This window comes from Azohydromonas lata NBRC 102462 (genome assembly GCF_001571085.1).
In the GTDB taxonomy this organism is placed as follows: Bacteria; Pseudomonadota; Gammaproteobacteria; order Burkholderiales; family Burkholderiaceae_C; genus Azohydromonas; species Azohydromonas lata.
The window spans coordinates 1-18,556 of the sequence record NZ_BCTC01000042.1 but is presented as its reverse complement, the minus strand read 5'-3'; the positions used below and the strand labels follow the sequence as shown (position 1 = coordinate 18,556).

21 protein-coding genes are annotated in these 18,556 nt (G+C 71.6%); 9 read left to right on the top strand and 12 right to left on the bottom strand.

Going from position 1 to position 18,556, the window contains the following annotated elements:
* Nucleotides 1-12: 12 nt before the first annotated feature.
* The 4 genes from ALA01S_RS15690 to ALA01S_RS15675 all read right to left on the bottom strand — a co-directional run bounded on the left by ALA01S_RS15690 (nucleotide 13) and on the right by ALA01S_RS15675 (nucleotide 4,964).
* Complete coding sequence (locus tag ALA01S_RS15690; protein ID WP_066337947.1) at nucleotides 13-1,002, bottom strand: Bug family tripartite tricarboxylate transporter substrate binding protein; 990 nt, start codon at nucleotides 1,000-1,002, stop codon at nucleotides 13-15.
* A gap of 141 nt (nucleotides 1,003-1,143) precedes the next feature.
* Nucleotides 1,144-1,911, bottom strand: coding sequence for an SDR family NAD(P)-dependent oxidoreductase (locus tag ALA01S_RS15685; RefSeq protein ID WP_066337945.1), 768 nt, complete (start codon nucleotides 1,909-1,911; stop codon nucleotides 1,144-1,146).
* A gap of 348 nt (nucleotides 1,912-2,259) precedes the next feature.
* Nucleotides 2,260-4,113 (bottom strand): feruloyl-CoA synthase, encoded by a 1,854-nt coding sequence (locus ALA01S_RS15680; protein WP_066337943.1) that lies wholly within the window; start codon nucleotides 4,111-4,113, stop codon nucleotides 2,260-2,262.
* Nucleotides 4,114-4,154: 41 nt separating this feature from the next.
* Nucleotides 4,155-4,964, bottom strand: a complete 810-nt coding sequence (locus ALA01S_RS15675) for a crotonase/enoyl-CoA hydratase family protein (protein ID WP_084267613.1) — start codon at nucleotides 4,962-4,964, stop codon at nucleotides 4,155-4,157.
* Nucleotides 4,965-5,206: 242 nt separating this feature from the next.
* On the opposite strand from ALA01S_RS15675, the gene ALA01S_RS15670 reads away from it, so the two are divergent.
* The 5 genes from ALA01S_RS15670 to ALA01S_RS15650 all read left to right on the top strand — a co-directional run bounded on the left by ALA01S_RS15670 (nucleotide 5,207) and on the right by ALA01S_RS15650 (nucleotide 11,180).
* A complete protein-coding gene (locus tag ALA01S_RS15670) occupies nucleotides 5,207-6,958 on the top strand; it encodes a tannase/feruloyl esterase family alpha/beta hydrolase (RefSeq protein WP_066337941.1) in 1,752 nt (583 codons plus the stop codon).
* A gap of 56 nt (nucleotides 6,959-7,014) precedes the next feature.
* The gene (locus ALA01S_RS15665) at nucleotides 7,015-7,878 is read left to right on the top strand and encodes an amidohydrolase family protein (RefSeq protein WP_066337939.1); all 864 of its coding nucleotides are present in this window, start codon (nucleotides 7,015-7,017) and stop codon (nucleotides 7,876-7,878) included.
* Between the two features lie 72 nt (nucleotides 7,879-7,950).
* Nucleotides 7,951-9,078 (top strand): porin, encoded by a 1,128-nt coding sequence (locus ALA01S_RS15660; protein WP_066337938.1) that lies wholly within the window; start codon nucleotides 7,951-7,953, stop codon nucleotides 9,076-9,078.
* Between the two features lie 86 nt (nucleotides 9,079-9,164).
* Entirely contained in the window at nucleotides 9,165-10,796 is a 1,632-nt protein-coding gene (locus tag ALA01S_RS15655; RefSeq protein ID WP_066337936.1) for a DnaB-like helicase C-terminal domain-containing protein, read from the top strand.
* A gap of 135 nt (nucleotides 10,797-10,931) precedes the next feature.
* Nucleotides 10,932-11,180, top strand: coding sequence for a hypothetical protein (locus ALA01S_RS15650; protein ID WP_066337934.1), 249 nt, complete (start codon nucleotides 10,932-10,934; stop codon nucleotides 11,178-11,180).
* A gap of 79 nt (nucleotides 11,181-11,259) precedes the next feature.
* On the opposite strand, the gene ALA01S_RS15645 is transcribed toward ALA01S_RS15650, so the two are convergent.
* The 3 genes from ALA01S_RS15645 to ALA01S_RS15635 all read right to left on the bottom strand — a co-directional run bounded on the left by ALA01S_RS15645 (nucleotide 11,260) and on the right by ALA01S_RS15635 (nucleotide 12,570).
* A complete protein-coding gene (locus ALA01S_RS15645; protein WP_066337933.1) occupies nucleotides 11,260-12,012 on the bottom strand; it encodes a trypsin-like serine peptidase in 753 nt (250 codons plus the stop codon).
* Nucleotides 12,009-12,272, bottom strand: a complete 264-nt coding sequence (locus tag ALA01S_RS15640; RefSeq protein WP_066337931.1) for a hypothetical protein — start codon at nucleotides 12,270-12,272, stop codon at nucleotides 12,009-12,011. Before ALA01S_RS15640 ends, ALA01S_RS15645 begins: the two co-directional genes overlap by 4 nt.
* 85 nt (nucleotides 12,273-12,357) lie before the next feature.
* On the bottom strand, nucleotides 12,358-12,570 hold the full coding sequence (locus ALA01S_RS15635; protein WP_066337929.1) for a cold-shock protein: 213 nt from the start codon (nucleotides 12,568-12,570) through the stop codon (nucleotides 12,358-12,360).
* A gap of 633 nt (nucleotides 12,571-13,203) precedes the next feature.
* Here ALA01S_RS15635 and ALA01S_RS15630 point away from each other — a divergent pair.
* Both ALA01S_RS15630 and infA read left to right on the top strand, forming a co-directional pair.
* A complete protein-coding gene (locus tag ALA01S_RS15630) occupies nucleotides 13,204-13,395 on the top strand; it encodes a hypothetical protein (RefSeq protein ID WP_307189678.1) in 192 nt (63 codons plus the stop codon).
* Nucleotides 13,396-13,399: 4 nt separating this feature from the next.
* Entirely contained in the window at nucleotides 13,400-13,672 is a 273-nt protein-coding gene (gene infA, locus ALA01S_RS15625) for a translation initiation factor IF-1 (protein WP_066337923.1), read from the top strand.
* Between the two features lie 92 nt (nucleotides 13,673-13,764).
* Here infA and ALA01S_RS15620 read toward each other — a convergent pair whose 3' ends face one another.
* The 4 genes from ALA01S_RS15620 to ALA01S_RS15605 form a co-directional block, all read right to left on the bottom strand.
* Complete coding sequence (locus tag ALA01S_RS15620) at nucleotides 13,765-14,379, bottom strand: isochorismatase family protein (RefSeq protein ID WP_066337922.1); 615 nt, start codon at nucleotides 14,377-14,379, stop codon at nucleotides 13,765-13,767.
* A gap of 54 nt (nucleotides 14,380-14,433) precedes the next feature.
* Nucleotides 14,434-14,889: a universal stress protein gene (locus ALA01S_RS15615; protein ID WP_066337920.1), complete on the bottom strand. Its 456-nt coding sequence runs from the start codon at nucleotides 14,887-14,889 to the stop codon at nucleotides 14,434-14,436.
* Between the two features lie 35 nt (nucleotides 14,890-14,924).
* Entirely contained in the window at nucleotides 14,925-15,392 is a 468-nt protein-coding gene (locus tag ALA01S_RS15610) for a universal stress protein (protein WP_169805937.1), read from the bottom strand.
* 245 nt (nucleotides 15,393-15,637) lie between these two features.
* Nucleotides 15,638-16,093 (bottom strand): hypothetical protein, encoded by a 456-nt coding sequence (locus ALA01S_RS15605; protein ID WP_066337916.1) that lies wholly within the window; start codon nucleotides 16,091-16,093, stop codon nucleotides 15,638-15,640.
* A 355-nt stretch (nucleotides 16,094-16,448) separates the two neighbouring features.
* On the opposite strand from ALA01S_RS15605, the gene petA reads away from it, so the two are divergent.
* Both petA and ALA01S_RS15595 read left to right on the top strand, forming a co-directional pair.
* On the top strand, nucleotides 16,449-17,054 hold the full coding sequence (gene petA / locus ALA01S_RS15600; RefSeq protein WP_066337915.1) for a ubiquinol-cytochrome c reductase iron-sulfur subunit: 606 nt from the start codon (nucleotides 16,449-16,451) through the stop codon (nucleotides 17,052-17,054).
* An 8-nt stretch (nucleotides 17,055-17,062) separates the two neighbouring features.
* A complete protein-coding gene (locus tag ALA01S_RS15595; protein ID WP_066337914.1) occupies nucleotides 17,063-17,683 on the top strand; it encodes an MBL fold metallo-hydrolase in 621 nt (206 codons plus the stop codon).
* Between the two features lie 147 nt (nucleotides 17,684-17,830).
* Here ALA01S_RS15595 and ALA01S_RS15590 read toward each other — a convergent pair.
* On the bottom strand, nucleotides 17,831-18,556 hold a 726-nt coding region (locus ALA01S_RS15590), incomplete at its 5' end, for a 4Fe-4S dicluster domain-containing protein (RefSeq protein ID WP_305765085.1).

The following is an 18,556-nucleotide window of genomic DNA, read 5'->3' as shown; positions in this document are numbered from 1 at the left end:
ACCGCCCGCGACTCACGCCTCCGGCGTGAACCCCACCTTCTTGACGATGGGCCCCCAGGCGGCGTTTTCCTCGCGCACGGCGCGGGCGATGTCCTCCGGCGTGTTGGCGCCGGCTTCCAGGCCGAGCTGGGCGAAGGCGTCTATCGTGTCCTGCGTGGACACGGCCGCCTTGATGGCCGCCGCGGCGCGGTTGACCACCTCGGCCGGCGTCTTGAGCGGCAGGAAGAAGCCGTACCACTCCTGCATCACCAGCGACTTGAAGCCCTGTTCGGCATAGGTCGGCACGTCCGGCAGGAAGCGCGAGCGCTGCGCGCCGGAGGTGGCCAGCACGCGCACCTTGCCGTTCTTGATGTAGGGAAGGTGGTCGCCGATGGGCGAGCTCATGGCGGCGATCTGGCCGCCCACGAGGTCCTGCACGCCGGGGGCGGAGCCGCGGTAGGGCACGTGGTTGAGGTCCACGCCGCTTTCCTTGGCCAGCAGCGCCGCCACGAAGTGGTTGGGCGTGCCCGCGCCCGGCGTGGCGTAGCTGGCCTTGGAGGGGTTGGCCTTGGCCCAGGCCAGGAAGTCCTTGAGCGTCTTGACGCTGTCGGGCACGGCCGGCCCAACCGCCAGGGCGAAGTTGATGCTGCAGGCGGTGGAGACGGGGATGAAGTCGTTGATGCCGTAACTCAGGCTCTTGTAGATGTGCGGGTACAGCGTGATGGGCGACGCGGGCGACAGGAGCATCGTGGTGCCGTCCGGCGCGCTGCGCTTGAGCTCTTCCACGGCCAGGCGCCCGCCCACGCCGGGCTTGTTCTCCACCAGCGAGATCTTGGCGAAGCTGCCGCGCAGCCGCTCGCCCACGCGGCGCGAGACGGCGTCGGTCGTGCCGCCCGCGGGGAAGCCGCAGAGCACGCGCGTCTGCTCCACCAGCGTCTGCGCCTGCGCCAGGCGCGGCAGGCCCAGCAGGGAAAGGCTGCCGCCGGCGGTGGCGGCGAGGAACTGTCTGCGATCCAGCGTCATGGTCAAGTCTCCTGAGTAGTGGCCGGCCGCTGCTGCGGCCTGTTGGTGTGGTTTTGGGTGCCGGGGGTGCCGGGGTGGCCGCAGAGCGGTGAGGTGTTGGGCTTGGGGCCTTGGGCTTCGGTGTGGGGAGCGCTTGCGCCGTCAGCGCGGCGCCATGCGCAGCGCGCCGTCTATCCGTATGACTTCGCCGTTGAGGTGGCCGTTGGCGGCGATGTGCGCGGCCAGTTGGGCAAACTCTTCGGGGCGCCCAAGCTGCTTGGGGAAGGGAATGGACGCGGCCAGCGACTGCTGCACCTCGGCCGGCAGCTCCTGCAGCAGCGGCGTGGCGAACAGGCCCGGCGCGATGGTCATGACGCGGATGCCCCACTGCGCGAGGTCGCGCGCCAGCGGCAGCGTCATGGCGGTGATGCCGCCCTTGGAGGCGGCGTAGGCCTCCTGGCCGACCTGGCCGTCGAAGGCGGCGACGCTGGCGGTGTTGACGATGACGCCGCGCTCGCCCGCGGCGTTCAGCGGCTCCAGCTTGGCGGCCTGCGCGGCAAAGAGGCGCACGACGTTGTAGGTGCCCACCAGGTTGACGCGCACCGTGCGCTCGAAGTCGGCCAGCGGCGCGGGCGAGCCGTCGCGCTGGATGACGCGCTTGGCGCCGCCGATGCCGGCCACGTTCATGAGGATGCGCGCGGGGCCGAAGGCTTCGCGGGCCATGGCCAGGGCGCGGACGACGCTGGCCTCGTCGGTGATGTCGCAGTGCAGCGCCAGGCCGTTGATGTCGGCGGCCACGCGCTTGGCGCCGGCCTCGTTGACGTCCAGCACCGCCACCTGCGCGCCCAGCCGCGCCAGCTCGCGCGCGGTGGCCTCGCCGAGGCCCGATCCGCCGCCGGTGACGAGGGCGGCTTGTCCGTGGATGTCCATGTGCTTGTTTCCTTGTTGGTGCGACTTTGGGCTGGCTGTTCTTTGTGTCGGCCGTTGCTCGTGTGGGCTGTCGTCTGCGTGGGGGCAGCCGACGCCGGCATCGCTGCGTTTACTGCTTCGTCATCCCCGCGAAGGCGGGGATCCAGGCGGCCCCAAGCCGGAGCGCAGCGGCCTTGCAGGCACGTTGAACCCAAGAACCCGGCAGGCCTGCCGCTCAGCTTGCGGCCTCCCTGGGGGCCGCCTGGATTCCCGCCTTCGCGGGAATGACGAAGTGGGGGGCGGGGCGCATCTGCTGACGGCCTACGAGGGTTCATCCAAGGCGTGCCGCAGCAGTTCCCCATCACCCCCTCACCGCCGCGGCACGATCAACCACGGGTCCGAGCCCTCGTACATCGCTTCCACCAGCGGCGCGCGGGTGGCGAGCACGGCGCGCTGGTTGATGGAGCCCTTGTCGGTGACCTCGCCCTTGTCCAGCGAGGGCGGCTCCACCAGCACGTGCAGCCGCGCCACGCGGCTGGCGCTGCCCGTGCCCTCGGCCCACAGCCGGTCGGCCAGGCGCTGGAAGAAGTCGCGCACCGCCGCGTGGTGCAGCACCTCGGGTGCCGGCGTGCCCGCAGGCAGCGCGGCGAGCTTGCGGCACTCGTCCAGGCGCGGGAACACCATCAGCCCCACTTCGCCGCGGTTCAGGCCCGTGACCACCGCGTCCGCCACGCAAGGCGCGCCGGCCAGCATCACCTTGGAGCGCAGCGGGCCCACGCTCACGAAGGTGCCGGTGGAGAGCTTGAAGTCCTCGGCAATGCGGCCGTCGAAGAGCAGGCCCTTTTGCGGGTCCGTCGCGTCCACGAACTTCACGGCGTCGCCGGTGCAATAGAAGCCTTCATCGTCGAAGGCCTCGGCCGTCTGCTGCGGGTTGCGCCAGTAGCCGGGCATGACGTTGGGACCGCGGAAGCGGATTTCCACCTTGTCGGCCACCGGCACCAGCTTCACGTCCACGCCCGGGCAGGGCAGGCCGACGTGGCCGGTCTGCAGCTCCTTGTTGAGCGCGAAGGTGCAGGACGGGGCCGTCTCCGTCATGCCCAGGCCCGTGATCATCAGGATGCGCTCGCCAACGGTGGCCTCGGCGTGGGCGTGCAGCTTGTCGAGAGTCGCCTGCGACAGCACGGCGCCGGCGTACTTGAACAGCTTCACGCGGGCGAACAGGGTCTTGCGCAGCTGCTCGTCGCTGTCCATGGCGGCGGCGATCTCGTCGAAGCCGCGGGGCACGTTGAAGTAGATGGTCGGGGAAATCTCGCGCAGGTTGCGCAGCGTCTCGGCCATGCCGGCGGCCGTTGGGCGGCCGTCGTCGATGTAGAGCGTGCCGCCGTGGTAGAGCGTGATGCCCACGTTGTGGTTGCCGCCGAAGGTGTGGTTCCAGGGCAGCCAGTCCACGAGCACGGGCGGCTCGTCCTGCAGGAAGGGGTAGGCCTGCGTGGCCATCTGCAGGTTGGCGCACATCATGCGCTGCGTGTTGACCACGCCCTTGGGCGCCTTGGTGGAGCCGGAGGTGAACAGGAACTTCACGATGGTGTCCGGCCCCACCTCGGCATGCGCCAGCTCCTCGCGGGTGCCGGGCTCGGTGGCGGTGAGGGCGGAGAAGGGCGTCACGGCGCGGCCTTCCAGGCTGCCTTCGGCCAGCACCACTTCCACGTCCTCGCCAACGACCGCTTCGATGGCCCTGGCATAGCGCGCGTCGGCGGCGAAGACCAGGCCGGGCGTGGTCACGCTGAAGATGTGGCGCAGCTTGGCGAAGTCGGTGGCCACCAGCGAGTACGCGGGCGAGATGGGCACGTAGGGCACGCCCACCCACTGCGCGGCCGTGGACAGGATGAAATGCTCCAGGTCGTTGTCCGACAGGATGGCGATGGGGCGCTGCGCCGACAGCGGCCGGGTCGCCAGCGCCTGGCCCACGCGCTGGGCCAGCTCCAGCATCTGCGCGTAGGTGATGCGGCGCCAGTCGCCGCCCAGGGCCGGGTCGCGCTTGGCGACGAAGGTGCGGTTGGGCGCCACGCGGGCCCAGCGCTCCAGCCGGTCGGTGAGCCGCGCGGGATAGGGCTGCAGCGGCTCGGTGGAGCGCAGCACCAGCACGCCGCCTTGCTTTTCTTCGATGGTCGCGCTCAGGCAGCCGCCAACACGCGCCGCCCGGTACTTGGCCAGGATGCTCATGGCTTGTCTCCTCGTGTCTCAGTGTGGGGGGGCGTGCGGGCTCAGCCCTTGAGCACCTTGCCGGCGCGCTTTTCCAGGAAGGCGCGCAGCCGCTCCTGGGCGTCGGGCGTGCTCTCGGCGACGGCGGCCATCAGGCTCTCGGTGAACTGGCCCTCGGACTGCGACTGGTCGGCGATGCGCGGCAGCGCGTGCATGACGGCGTAGTTGCTCATGGGGGCGTTGGTGGCGATGCGGCGGGCCAGCTCCACGGCCTTGTCCAGCGCCTGGCCCTCGGCCACGCGGTACTGCACCAGGCCGACGGCCTGGGCCTCGTCGGCGTCGTAGACGCGGCCGGTGAGCATGAGGTCGGTCATGCGCGACACGCCGATGAGGCGCGGAATGCGCACCGAGCCGCCGCCGCCCACGAAGATGCCGCGCTGCCCCTCGGGCAGGCCGAAGTAGGCCGAGTCGTCGGCCACGCGGATGTGGCAGCTCGACGCCAGCTCCAGCCCGCCGCCCACCACCGCGCCATGCAGCGCGGCCACCACCGGCACGCGGCCGAACTGCACGGCGTCAAAGGCCGCATGCCACATGCGCGAGTGCTGCACGCCGGCACCGATGTCGCGCTCCACCAGCTCCGACAGGTCCAGCCCGGCGCAGAAGTGCTCGCCCTCGCCGCTGACCACCACCGCGCGGGTGGCCTGCGGCAGGTTGATGAACACGGTGTGCAACTGCTGGATGAGCGGATCGCTGATGGCGTTGCGCTTGGCCGGGCGCATCAGGCGCACGTGCAGCACGGGGCCGCAGGTTTCCACGTGCAGCAGGTCCAGATCGGCCAGCAGGCCGGCGGCGGGGGTGAAGTCGGGATGCATGGTTGTTCGGTGTGGTGCGTTGATGGTTAATAGTCTTAAGCAAATTGAGGGGTGGTGATCTTGGTGTTTTCCCTGAATCAACAGCCAGAGGTGTGAATACGAGCTGGACGGGTTAGGGGAATCCCGGTGATGCGGACTCTGAATGATTAATAAACTTAAGCATATGCCGTTGCCCAGGAGTCTCCGGGGCCGTTCCGGGCGCGGCATGAAGTCCAACAACAGCACAGGAGACATCGTTGCCCATGCGTACCAAGCCTTTCGTTATCGGACCCGCTTTGCCGCTGGGGTTGGGCGCGCTGGCGCTGTTGTCGCTGGCCGCCTGCGGCGGCAGCGGCGATGACGCCGCGCCCGTTCCCGCCGACACGGCCCATGCGCTGCCGCAGCTGGCCGCCGCCACCCCAGCCGCGCTGGCGGGCGGCTGCGACGAGCTGGGCGCCAAGCTGGCGGGGCAGGCCGGCACCGTCATCGACAAGGTCAGCACGGTCGCGGCCGGCACGGTGCTGACGGCCAGCACGCCGGCTCCTGAGCACTGCCTGGTGGAAGGCCACATGGCCCAGCGCACCAGCACGGTGGACGGCCGCAGCTACGCCGTCGGCTTCCAGTTGCGCCTGCCCAAGGCCTGGAACGGGCGCTTCTATTACCAGGCCAACGGCGGCATGGACGGCGCGGTGGTGCCCGCAGCGGGCGCCCTGGGCGGCGGGCCGCTCACCGGCGCGCTGGTCCAGGGCTTTGCCGTGATCAGCTCGGACGCGGGCCACCAGCCCAACACCGACCCCACCTTCGGCATCGATCCGCAGGCGCGGCTGGACTACGGCTACCAGGCCGTGGAGAAGCTCACGCCCATGGCCAAGGAGTCCATACGCCGCGCCTACGGCAAGGCGCCGGACCGCTCCTACTTCGGCGGCTGCTCCAACGGCGGGCGCCACACCTTCGTGGCCGCGGCGCGGCACCCGGACTGGTACGACGGCTACCTCGCCGGCGCGCCGGGTTTCAATCTGCCCAAGGCGGCGGTGGCCAGCATCTGGGGCGGGCAGCGCTACGCCTCGCTGGCGGCCGCGCCCAACGACCCGGCCACGCCGGCGGGCCTGGAAACGGCCTTCACGCTGGCGGAGCGCCAGCTCGTGGGCCGCGCCGTGCTGGCCAAGTGCGATGCGCTGGACGGCGCCGCCGACGGCCTGGTGCAGGACACGGCGGCCTGCCAGGCGGCCTTCAACCTGGCGCGCGACGTGCCCAGTTGCGGCAGCGGCGGGCGCGACGGCAGTTGCCTGAGCGACGCGCAGAAGACGGTGGTGGCCTCCATCTTTGCCGGCGCCACCACCAGCACCGGCGCCCCGATCTACACCAGCTTCCCCTGGGACAGCGGCATCGCCGGCAGCGGCATCGCCTCCTGGGAGTTCGCCTCGCCGCTGCAGCGCGACGCGGGCGCCGTGGCCTTCATCTTCAACACGCCGCCGCAAGCGGCCGCCGGCTTCGACGGCGCGGCCTTCGCGCTGGGCGCCAGCATCGATGCGCTGGCCGCGGGCATCACGGCCACGGCCGGGGTCTATGCCGAGTCGGCCATGGGCTTCATGGCCCCGCCCAATCCGACGGACCTGGGCGCGCTCAAGAACCGCGGCGCCAAGATGATGGTCTACCACGGCGTGGGCGACCCGATCTTCTCGGTCAACGACACCGCCGCCTGGTATGACGGCCTGCGCGCCAACAACGGCGGCGACGCCGGCAGCTTCGCCAAGCTCTACCGCGTGCCCGGCATGGGCCACTGCTCCGGCGGCCCGGCCACGGACCAGTTCGACATGCTCACGCCGCTGGTGAAGTGGGTGGAGCAGGGCCAGGCGCCGCAGGCCGTCGTGGCCTCGGCGCGCGGCGGCGTCAACGCCGACGTGCCCGCAAGCTGGGCCGCGGACCGCACCCGCCCGCTGTGCCCCTACCCGCAGGTCGCGCGCTACAAGGGCAGCGGCAGCCTGGAGGCGGCTGAAAGCTTCAGCTGCCAGTGATCAACCTCGCACGGCCTGCCCCAGGGGGGGGGGGCGTGCATTCCCCCGAGACACCCATGGACCTCGACAAGCTCATCGCCATAGACATCCACACGCACGCCGAGGTGTCGTGCTGGAACCCCTTCGACAACTACGCCGAGGAGTACGACCGCGCCGCCGACAAGTACTTCAAGAACGGCAAGCGGCCGACCATCGCCGAGACGGTGGCCTACTACCGCGAGCGCAACATCGGCCTGGTGATGTTCACGGTGGACTCGGAGGCCAAGCTCGGTCGCCGGCGCATTCCCAACGAGGAGATCGCGCGGGCCGCGCGCGACAACTCGGACATGATGGTCGCCTTCGCAAGCATCGACCCGCACAAGGGCAAGATGGGCGCGCGCGAGGCGCGGCGGCTGATCGAGGAAGAGGGCGTCAAGGGTTTCAAGTTCCACCCGACGGTGCAGGACTTCCTGCCCTACGACCGCATGGCCTGGCCCATCTACGAGGTCATCGCCGAGTACAAGCTGCCGGCCATCTTCCACAGCGGCCACTCCGGCATCGGCAGCGGCATGCGCTGCGGCGGCGGTTTGAAGCTCGCCAACTCCAACCCCATGCTGCTGGAGGAGGTGGCCATCGACTGGCCGGACATCGAGATCGTCATCGCCCACCCGAGCTGGCCGTGGCAGGACGAGGCGCTGTCGCTGGCGCTGCACAAGCCCAACGTCTGGATAGACCTCTCCGGCTGGAGCCCCAAGTATTTCCCGGCGCAACTGGTGCAGTACGCCAACTCGCTGCTCAAGGACCGCATGCTCTTCGGCAGCGACTACCCCCTCATCACGCCGGAGCGCTGGATGAAGGATTTCGACGAGGCCGGCTTCAAGCCTGAAGTCAAGCCGCTCATCTTCAAGGAGAACGCGGCGCGGCTGCTGCGTCTCAGGTGAAGGAGGCCTGCGCTTGCCCGTGCAACGCGCAGCCGATGCAGTTCCACAACCAAAGGAAGGGAACGAGGAGACATGAACAAGCACACCCTCATCGCCGCCGCGGCCCTGGCCGCCGCGGCCGGCGCCGCGCAGGCGCAGGCGCCTGCCGGCGTGCAGCTCTACGGCCTCATCGACGTGGCCGTCGAGCGGCTCAACCACGTGGCGCCCACCGGCGGCGCGGCCAACGGCGGCACGCTCACGCGCATGCCCAACATCACGGCCACGCTGCCCTCGCGCTGGGGCCTGCGCGGCAGCGAGGACCTGGGCGGCGGCCTGCGCGCCATCTTCACGCTGGAGTCCGGCTTCGGCCCGGACACGGGCGGGCTCAACCAGTCCGGGCGGCTGTTCGGCCGCCAGGCCTTCGTCGGCCTGGCCGGCCCCGGCTGGGGCCAGGTGACGCTTGGGCGGCAGTACAGCTACTTCTACCTGTCCATGCTGGACGCGGGCATCTTCGGCCCCAACATCTACGGCGTGGGCTCGCTGGACCCCTACATCCCGCAGGCGCGCTTTGACAACGCCATCGCCTGGCAGGGCCGCTGGGGCGCCTTCAGCGCGGGCCTGAACTACAGCTTGGGCCGCGACATCGGCGCCGCGCCGGGCGGCACGGCCTGCGGCGGCGAGAGCGCCGCCGACAAGCAGGCCTGCCGCGCCGCTTCGGCCATGCTCAAGTACGACACCGAGGGCTGGGGCGGCGCCCTGGCGTGGGACCGCCAGCGCGGCGGCGCGGGCTCCTCGGCCACGGCCGGGCTGACCTCCAGCGACCTGCACGACCAGCGCCTCTTCGTCACCGCCTACGCCAAGCTGGGCGCGTGGAAGGTGGGCGCGGGCTGGATCCGGCGCGACAACGAGTCCGTCACCGCCATCGCGCGGCGCAGCGACATCGGCTACGTGGAGGCGGCCTACGCCGTCACCCCGGCGCTGTCGCTGGAGGCGCAGCTGGCCAAGCTGGACTACCGCGGCAGCGACAACCAGGCGACCCTGCTGTCGCTGCGCACGACCTATGCGCTGTCCAAGCGCACGGCGGCCTACGTGACGGCCGGGCACATCCGCAACGACGGCGCGCGCATGAACGTGTCGGCCAGCGGCGGCTCGCCCGGCGGCCTGCCCGCCTTCGACGGCTCGCAGACCGGCCTGGCCGTGGGCGTGCGGCACGCGTTCTGACGCGCCGGCCGCCCGGCGCGGGCGGCCGTGGCCGACACCGGTAGCATTCCGGCCCTCCGGTTTGATGCGCCACGCCGCCTTTGCCCATGACCCAGGACACCGCCCGCACGCAACGCCTGCTCGACCAGCTCCGCCGCCTGTTTCTGCTGCCCGAGGCGCCCGCGCCTGAGCTGGCCGCGCTGCAGCGGCAGCTCATGGGCGGCGAGGCGGCCTCGCCGGCCCTCACGGACGCCCAGGGCCGCGTGCGGCTGCTGGCCGTGGGCCTGCACGGCGTCTCGCGCGGGCAGGGCGATGCGCACTGCGCCGCGCTGCTGCACCTGGGCAAGGCGCTGATCGAGGACTTGTCGCTGCCCGAAGCGGCCTTCTCCGTCGATGGCCGCGAGGGCTACGACTTGTGGCTGCCGCTGGCCGAGCCGGTGCCGGTGGACGCGGCGCGCGAGTTCCTGTCGCTGCTCCAGGAGGCGTACCTGCCGGAGCTGCCCGCCGTGCGGCTGCGGCCGGGCGCCGCGGGCGATGCCGCCACGCCCGCCGGCGGCGTGGCGCTGCCGCCGGGGCTGCATGCGGCCACCGCGCTGTGGTCGGTGTTCATCGCGCCCGGGCTGGCGCCCTCGTTCAGCGCGGAAGCCGGCATAGACCTGCCGCCCAACCTCGACAAGCAGGCCGAGCTGCTGGCGCGGCTGGAGCCCATCCCGCCGGCCCTGTTCCAGGAGGCGCTGGGCCGCCTGCGCCAGCGCGTGCGGGGTGCGGTGCCGGCGCAGGAGGCCGGCGCGGCTGCGGCGTGCGCCCAAGCGGAAGCGCCGCCCGCGCCTGCCGTGGGGGAGCGTGCGGCGCCGGGGCCGCTGGCGGGCGTGCGCGACGAGCTGATGCGCGCGCTCACCGACACGGCGGCCGCCGTGGTGGCCACGCCGTTTCCCGGGCTGACCAGCCTGCTGCACGGCGGCTTTCGCGCCGGGCGGCTGTACCTGCTGCTGGCCCCGCCCAAGGCCGGCAAGACGACGCTGGCGGCGCATTGCCTGGACCATGCCGCGGCCAACGGCCACCCGGCGCTGTATGCGGGCTACGAGATGGCGCGCGAGCAGCTCGTCCATGGCGCGCTGGCGCGCCGGCTCAAGCTGGACGCGCGGCGCATCGAAGGCGGCCTGCTGGCGCCGGAGGACGTCGTGCGCGTGGCCGCGGCGCTGGACGCCTATCTCGCCCGCGAGGGCCAGGCGCTGACGCTGTGGGAAGCGGACGCGGCCGTGGGCCTGGCCGGGCTGGCGGCGTGGGCGCGGGCGGCGCGCGAGTCCTTCGCGGGCAGGGCGCCGCTGCTGGTGGTGGACCCGCTGCCGCTGCTGCGCAGCGGCATTGCGGCGCTGGACGCGCACGCCGACGCCGCCCATCGCCTGGGCGCCCTGGCCGCGGCCTGCAAGGACCTGGCGCGCGGCACCGGCGCCGCGGTGCTGGCGCTGTGCCCCGCGGGCGGGCCGCTGGCCGGCGACGTGCAGGAGCTGCCGGACGGGCGCGAGGTTCAAGCCCTTTATGGCGCCGCCGACGGCGTGCTGGTGCTGCAGGCGTCCGGCCCGCGTGCGGCCGACGAGGCCACGCCACAGCGCCTGCAGTTGTCGCTGGCGCTGCACCGCGGGCGCACGGGCCGCGTGCTGCTGGACCACTGGCGCGCCTTCCATGCGATGGAGGAGGCGGCGGTGGGCGAGGGGCAGCCCGGCTTGGCGCGGGATTGAGCGCAGGTCGCGCAGGGGCTTGTCCTTCGCTGTCCCGTGCATTGCGCATGGCCGGGACGATATTTAGTTTCGTCCCTACCGTCCGAGCGGCATTGCTTGCTGCTACTGTGGGTCTTCACAGTGGAGGTCCACACCATGGCCCGTGCATTCAACACCCCTCCCGCGTCCCGGCGCGAAGCCCGGCGCGAAGCCCTGCGTGACGGCCTGCCGCTGACCGTGGAACTGCTCAAGAACCGGCTGGCCTGCGACATCCCGGTGGGCTACGTGGAGGACTACGTGGCGCTGGACTGGCTGGAATGGCATGGCGGCACGTTGCGGCTCACGGCCACGGGCCAGAACGTGTGCCGCTACGCGACGTCGATGCAGCACAAGCGGCAGGCGTAGGCGGCGGGCCGCGCCGGGCTGGCGCCGCAAGCCTTTGCGGCGTGCGGCGGCTTGTGGTGTTCCCGGCTCTTGTCCGGTTTCAGCGCTTGGTCAGTGCCATCAGCACATCGGCGTACCACGCGCAGTTGAGGCCCAGGGCCTCGTCCTGCACCAGGTCGCGGCTGGCCATGTCCATGCGCGCCGAGTGCACACCCAGCAGCTTCCACGGCAGCGCCTTGAGCGCGGCGTTGGGCGCCGGGTCGCGCATCACCACGGGAGCGCCGCTGGTGCCGCGGTGGGTACGCGCATCGGTCAGGAAATAACCCTGTCCCTGGAAGCGCAGGCCGAACGACGAGGCGATCGCCGCCTGGCGCACGACGGGCAGGTGGTGCAGCGCGTCGTGAAAGCCCAGGGGAAAGCCTGGGATCAGCAGCGGGCTGCCGACTTCCACGTCCTCCAGCGATGACTGCAGGTGTGCCGGCGTGAACGCGGCGAAGGCCATGGCGCGGGGCAGGGCCGCGCGGTCCAGCTCGACGGCGGCCACGTCTATGGCGCCGCCGTCGTCACCGGCATCGCGCCACACGCTGCGGCCGTCGCGGTACAGCAGCATGGAGAAGGCCACGGAGCGGCCCAGGTCTGCGCTGTCGGTGTGCAGCTCCAGCTCCATGCGGTCGGGGAAATGCCCGCTGGGTTCGTCGTGCAGCACGTGGCGGCTGGTGACCACGAACAGCCGGCCTTCGCGCTCGAAAAAGAAGCCGCTGGCGCCCGTGAGCACGCGGTCCTGCTCGTACGTGGTGATGCGTGCCGCGGCCAGCAGCAAGGGCTCTATGGCGCCTATGCGGCGGCCGGTCATTGCGCCGCCTTGGGCGCGGGCGCCAGCAGGTCGTGCGTGCGCCGCACGTCGTGCTCGAAGGCGGCGATGGAGTGCTCGGAGATGGGCGTGTGCAGCAGCGCGGTGCGTGCCATTTCGGCGCAGCGCTCGAATGTGGCCGGGAGTTGGGCGCGGGCCGATGCAGGCATGACCTGCAGCAGCGCGGTGATCAGCGCGTCCAGGGCCACGAGGTTGCCCTTGAGCTCGCAGATGCGCTCGGTGGCTTCCTGCAGGTTGTTCATCGCGGCTCCTCAAAATGAAAAAAGCCGCGGCCGGGGGCCGCGGCTTGGTCGCCATGGAGGCCGTGCCGGGCACGGCCTGCGGTCATCAGACCGGGCGGATGTTGGAGGCTTGCGGGCCCTTCTGGCCTTGCGTCACTTCGAACTGCACGCGCTGCTGCTCGCTCAGCGAGCGAAAGCCGCCGTTGTTCTGGATCTGGCTGAAGTGGGCGAACAAGTCCTTGCTGCCGTCATCGGGAGTGATGAAGCCGAAGCCCTTGCCATCGTCGAACCACTTCACGGTGCCGGTTTGAGTCGTCATGTCGAAATCTCTCTGTGCTGTTTCACGCGCCACACATGCGGCGCAGGCAGAGACGCCAAGAAAATCATCCAGAGATTCGACCGGAACCGGCCGGCGGCGCCAGCGGAAAACAGAGGAGACCTGTTGAAGACGGTCTTGAGTACCTACCCGGACACCTTAACACCAAGACCCGGCGCTTGCCGGCGCGGGGCTTTGCGGGCCGTCCTTGTTTCGAAGGCATGGTGCAGGTCGCAGTACCCCTTCAGGTTGACAACGCAACCAGGCGAGCCGGGCCGCAGCCGTGCCAAGACAGGACTGGCCATGGGGCCGTCTCAGCCCCGCCGTGGGCTCCTGGTACGAGAAGTGCTACATTAACGCGTTCGCACGCGCGATGCGTGCCCACTCCTGCAAGCCTGTACGCGACCGACGCAGCCTTGCTCGCCTCGCCTCTTCGGTCACGTTGCCGGCGCCGCCGGCCCTTCAAGAAGGCAAGGGCGGCTTCGCGGCCTGTTTGGGCCCTGTGAAGGGGCCGTCTCCCGTGTTCCCCTGCCTCCACGCAAGGCGCCGGCTTTTTCGGCAGGCTTGCGCTGCCGGCCGCATTGAGAGATTTCCATCGACATTTTCACCACCGTCGGCAAGTACCGCGTCTCGCCCTTGGCCAAGCAGCGCCATGACGGCCGTTACACGGCTTCCGTCTCCATCCGCAGCGGCCGCGGCAGCGGCACGCACGACCGCGTGATGCGCCTCATTCCCGTCTTCGACACCGCCCAGGCGGCGCTGTGCCATGCCCAGTCCGAGGGTCTGGCGTGGATCGATGACCGTACAACCACACTACAGAAAGCGTGATGCCATGGCCAAGGAAGAACTCATCTCCATGAACGGAGTCGTGCGCGAGGTGTTGCCCGACTCGAGGTTTCGCGTGTCGCTGGAAAACGGGCATGAGCTTGTGGCGTACACGGCCGGGCGCATGAAGAAGCACCATATTCGCATCTTGGCCGGCGACAACGTGTCGCTGGAGCTGTCGCCCTACGACCTCAGCAAGGGCCGCATCACCTTCCGCCACCTGGAGCGTCGCGGCCCGCCGCCGGCCAACGTATCGCGTCCGCGCGGCCCGGCGCGCTGATGCGCCGGCGGCCCGGGCCCTGACCACCTTTTGCAAGGCGCCGTTCAGGCGCCGTGCTTCGGGGCTCACGCCCCGGGCGTGCACCGCGCGGCTCAGCCCAGTGCCTGGGCGCTGTCGCGCAAGGCCGCACCGGCCTGGGCCATGGCGCCCAGCGCCTGCTCGCCGTCGGCGGGCTGCACGTTCACTGCCGCGACCGCGTCGCGCAGCACCACCACGTCAAACCCGTGCTCCCGCGCGTCCAGCACCGTGCTCTTGACGCAGTAGTCGGTGGCCAGGCCGCCGACGAAGAGGCGCCGCACCCCGGCGGCCTTCAATTGCGCGGCCAGCTCCGTGCCGGCGAAGCCGGAGTAGGCCTCCTGGCCCGTCTCGGTTCCCTTGGACACGACGGTGGCGCCCGGGGGCCATTGCAGCGCTTGCGGGAATGCCGCGCCCGCGCTGCCTGCCACGCAGTGGGGCGGCCAGGGGCCGCCCTGCGCGGTGAAGGAACAGTGCGCGGCGGGGTGCCAGTCGCGCGTGGCGAACACCGGCAGGCCTTGCCGCGCGAAGGCGGCCAGGCAGCGCTGCAGCGGCGCCAGCACCCGGTCGCCTTGCGGCACGGCCAGGGCGCCGCCCGGCAGGAAGTCGTGCTGCACGTCCACGAGCAGCAGCGCGTCGCCGGGGCCGGGGGGCGCGTCGCGGGCGGCGTCGGGGGAAAGCGTCGGGTTCATCGAGCGGGTTTGTTTGGGCGGTTGGTTGGGCAGGGCCGGCCGCGGGCGCGGCCCTCAGGGGTCTATACCATGCCGGCGCACCATCAATACCGGCACGGGCGCACAGCGCAGCGTGATTTCCGCATCGCTGCCCAGCGCCAGCCGCGTGAGGCCGCGGCGGCCGTGCGTGCCCATGACGATGAGCCGGCAGCTTTGCTGGGACGCCGACTCGGCGATCAAGTCGCCCACGCGGCCGGAGATCATCTCGCGCACCAGGCTTTCGGCCGGGACGCCGGCCTCGCTGGCGTCCCGGCTGGCCTGGGCGAGCAGCTCCTTGCCGAAGTCCCACAAGTCCTGGCGCAGCGCCTCGGCGTTGGTGGCCGCGGCCATGTCGATGAGCAGCGGGTATTCGTTGACCACGTGCAGCAGCACGAGGGTGGACTTGAGCTCGCGGGCCAGGGCGATGGCTTCGCGCAGGCCTTGGGCGGCGGCGTCGCTGCCGTCTATGGGGACAAGGATCCTGGCGTACATCCGGCTTCTCCATGCCGCGGGGGGCGGCGGGTGGGTCATCCGGCGGCTGGGCCGTCGGCCCTGTCCTGCTGCACGAGCAGCACGGGAACCAGCGCGGCATGCACCACGCGCTCGGCGTCGCTGCCCAGCAGCAGCCGGGTGCGGCCGTTGCGGCCGTGCGTGCCCATGACGATGAGGCTGCAGTCCTGGCGCGTGGCCTCGTCCACGATGGCGGCGGACACGCGGCTGGACATCACCTCGCGCAGCACCGTGTCGCAGGCCACGCCGGACTGTCCGGCCTGCTGGCCGCAGGCCTGCAGCAAGGCCTGGCCGCGGGCCAGCAGCGCCCCGCGCGCCTCGTCGAAGCCGGCCTGTGTCGCCTTGGCCAGCAGCAGTTGGTAGGTGTCCACCACGTGCAGCAGCACCAGCGCGGAACCCAGGGCGCGACCCAGCGCGGCCGCTTCGCGCAGTGCGCGCACGGAGGCGTCGCTGCCATCCACCGGAACCAGGATTCTTGGGTACACGGTGTCCTCCGTTAGAGCTTGCCAGGCGGGGCACGGTGCGGAAGCGCCCGCGCGAGAACCCATTTTTCGAGAGGAAGGGGTGCTTGGCTTGATCAGGCGCAAGTTTGCGGCCGACCCTCACGCAGCCGAGGGGACGCGGGTGGGCGCCCGGCAGGGCCGTGCCGGGTGTCGGCCTGGTGCGGGCACACATCGGCCATGGGGGCGAACGCGCAGCGGGAGGCTCGCCTCGCGCACCTGGGTGCGGCTCAATCCGGCGCCGCCTGCGCGCTGTCCACGTAGAACACCAGGGCCGGGGGCTGCTCGCCAGGGCTGATGGACAGTGGCTGGCGCTGCAGCCGGCCGCGGTGCAGCAGGTCCACGTCGTACTGGCCGCCGGGCAGGTCCACCAGCACCCATGAGCCCGTGAGCATGCGGTCGTAGCCGGGCCGGGGCACCGCTTGGTCGGCCGGGCCGGGCTGCTGCGTGATGCGCAGCCGTACGCCCTGCACGGGCTGCAGCGGCGCGGCGTGGCCGGCCACCATCACCAGCAGGTTGTGCTGCGCGCGGCGGGCGATGAGCTGCGTCTCGTCCTGCGGGTCGCTGCCGCCTTCGGCATAGGGCCAGCCCGCGGGGCTGGTGCCGGTGAGCACGGCAGCACCCACGCCCAGGGCCAGCGCGGCGCAGGCCGCGGCCAGCAGGCAGGGGATGCGATTGCTGTTCATGACAAAGCCTCCGCGCAGGTGCGGCCGGCCGCGCGCCCGCAGCCGCGAGCCGCCGGCGCGTGCCGCGCACCCTTGGTACAGCTTAGGCGGTCGCCTTGGCCCGGTTTTGACTTTGTGCAAGCCGCCGGCGGCTGAGGACCGTCCACGTGTAACGCCCTGTGCGGCGCCCGCGTGGGCCGGGGGCACTGCCAGGGCTGTCAGGGCTGGCAGGGCAGGTGGCGGCATCGCGCGGCCTGGCGGGCGGGAGCAGGCCCTGCTGTCCCGGGCGGACTTGCGCGGGTGCGGGTGCCGGCGGCCGGTGGGCGACTGGCCCGCATCTTGATAGGTGAGGGCATCCACCTTGGGGAACAACGACATGACAGACCTCGCCTTGCAACCCGCTGCGCCGGCCGATCCCGAACGCCGCCAATGGCTCATCGCCACCGGTGCCGCCGGCGGCGCTGCCGCCGTGGCCACGGCCGTGCCCTTCGTTTCCACCTTCGCGCCCAGCGAGCGGGCCAAGGCCCTGGGTGCGGCGGTGGAAGTGGACGTCAGCGACATCCCGCCCGGCGGCATGAAGACCGTGGAGTGGCGCGGCAAGCCGGTGTGGGTGGTGCGGCGCACGCCGGAGATGATCGCGGCGCTGCAGAAGAACACCGATGCGCTGGCCGACCCCGCGTCCGCCCGGGACCAGCAGCCCGCCTACGCCCGCAATGCCGGCCGCTCCATACGGCCGGAGCTGTTCGTGGCGGTGGGCATTTGCACGCACCTGGGCTGCTCGCCCAGCGCCGCGCCCGCGGGCGGCGGCAACGCCAGCCTGCCCGCGGACTGGGCCGGCGGCTACCTCTGCCCCTGCCACGGCTCCACGTTCGATGGTGCCGGGCGCGTGTTCAGGAACAAGCCCGCGCCGACCAACCTGGAAGTGCCGCCGCACCGCTACGTGAGCGATACGCGGCTGCTCATCGGCGAGGACAAGGCCTGAGCGCTGCCATGTACTTCCGCATGCTGCACGACGAGGCCTGCGGCTCGGTGAGCTACCTGCTGGCCGACCTGGACGCCGGCGAGGCTGTGCTCGTGGACCCGCGCGGCACGGACGCGCCGGTGCTGCTGGCCATGCTCGACGAGCACCGGCTGCGCCTGCGCTGGATGCTGCGCACGCATGAGCACGACGCGGCCCTGCCGCCCGGCGAGCGCAGGGCGCTGCAGGCGCTGCAGGCGCCGCTGATCGTGCACGAGGCCCCCGCAGCGCCGCCGGTGCTGCCCTTTGGCGGCGAGGTGATCCGGGTGCTGGCGACACCGGGCCACACCCGGGGCTGCCTGAGCTTCCTGTGGCGCGACCGGCTGTTTTGCGGCGGTCTGCTGGCGGTGGACGCCTGCCCCTTCCAGCCCTGGCCGGCCGACCCCGAGGCGCTGTGGGACAGCGTCACGCAGCAGGTCTTCACGTTGCCGGCCGAGACGCTGCTGTTCAGCGGCCATGCACGCGCCGCGCGCGCGGTGAGCCAGGTGCTGGAGCAGCGCCGCGCGCATCCGTGGTTCGCGCACGCGACGCGCGACGAATTCCTGGCGCGGGTGGCGTGCCTGGCCGCGCCGCCGCGCGACAGCGCTTCCTGACGTGCTTGGCGCGGGCGGCGGGTGGCGGCAGCCGCCCGTTGGCCCACGCTCACGCAGCCCCTCGTCCCGCCAACAAAAAAGGGACGCCGCGGCGTCCCAAGGTCTCCCTCCGGGGCCCGCTTCTTCGGCGGGCCTGCCGTGCCCGGCTCATCGGGGCAGCACGAAGGTGGACTTTTCGCGCAGCGTGCGCGCGGGCTCGCCGGCCGAGGCCTGGCGCTCGATGGTGAAGTGGATCTCGTGCGCGCCGGCCGGCGTGGCGGCGGCCGTTTCCGGCGGCACGCGCAGCAGCACCGTCACCCACTGCGCCTCGGCCGGGCCCAGCGTGAGCTCGACGGGCTCGGCCAGTTGCAGCCCCGGCAGGCCATCGACCGAGACGCCATAGGCCTGCGGGGCTTCGGCGGCGTTCATGACCTGCAGCCGGTAGACGTTCTCCACGAAGCCGCCTTCGACCTGGCGCGCCAGCGTCGAGCGGTCGCGGACGATGTCGGCCTTGAACGGCGTGCGCAGGGCGATGCTGGCGCCCACGGCGAGGCAGATCACGATGAGGATGGCCGTGTAGATCAGGATGCGCGGGCGCCGCACGCGGGCCAGGACCTGGCCGCGCGTGAGGTGCTGCTGCAGCCCGTTTTGCGTGTCGTAGCGCACCAGGCCGCGGGCATAGCCCATCTTGTCCATCACCTCGTCGCAGGCGTCCACGCAGGCGGCGCAGCCGATGCACTCGTACTGCAGGCCCTTGCGGATGTCTATGCCGGTTGGGCAGACCTGGACGCACAGCGTGCAGTCGACGCACGAGCCCAGGCCGGCCTGGGCCGGGTCCACCTTCTTGGAGCGGGCGCCGCGCGGCTCGCCGCGCTCGGCGTCGTAGCTGATGAT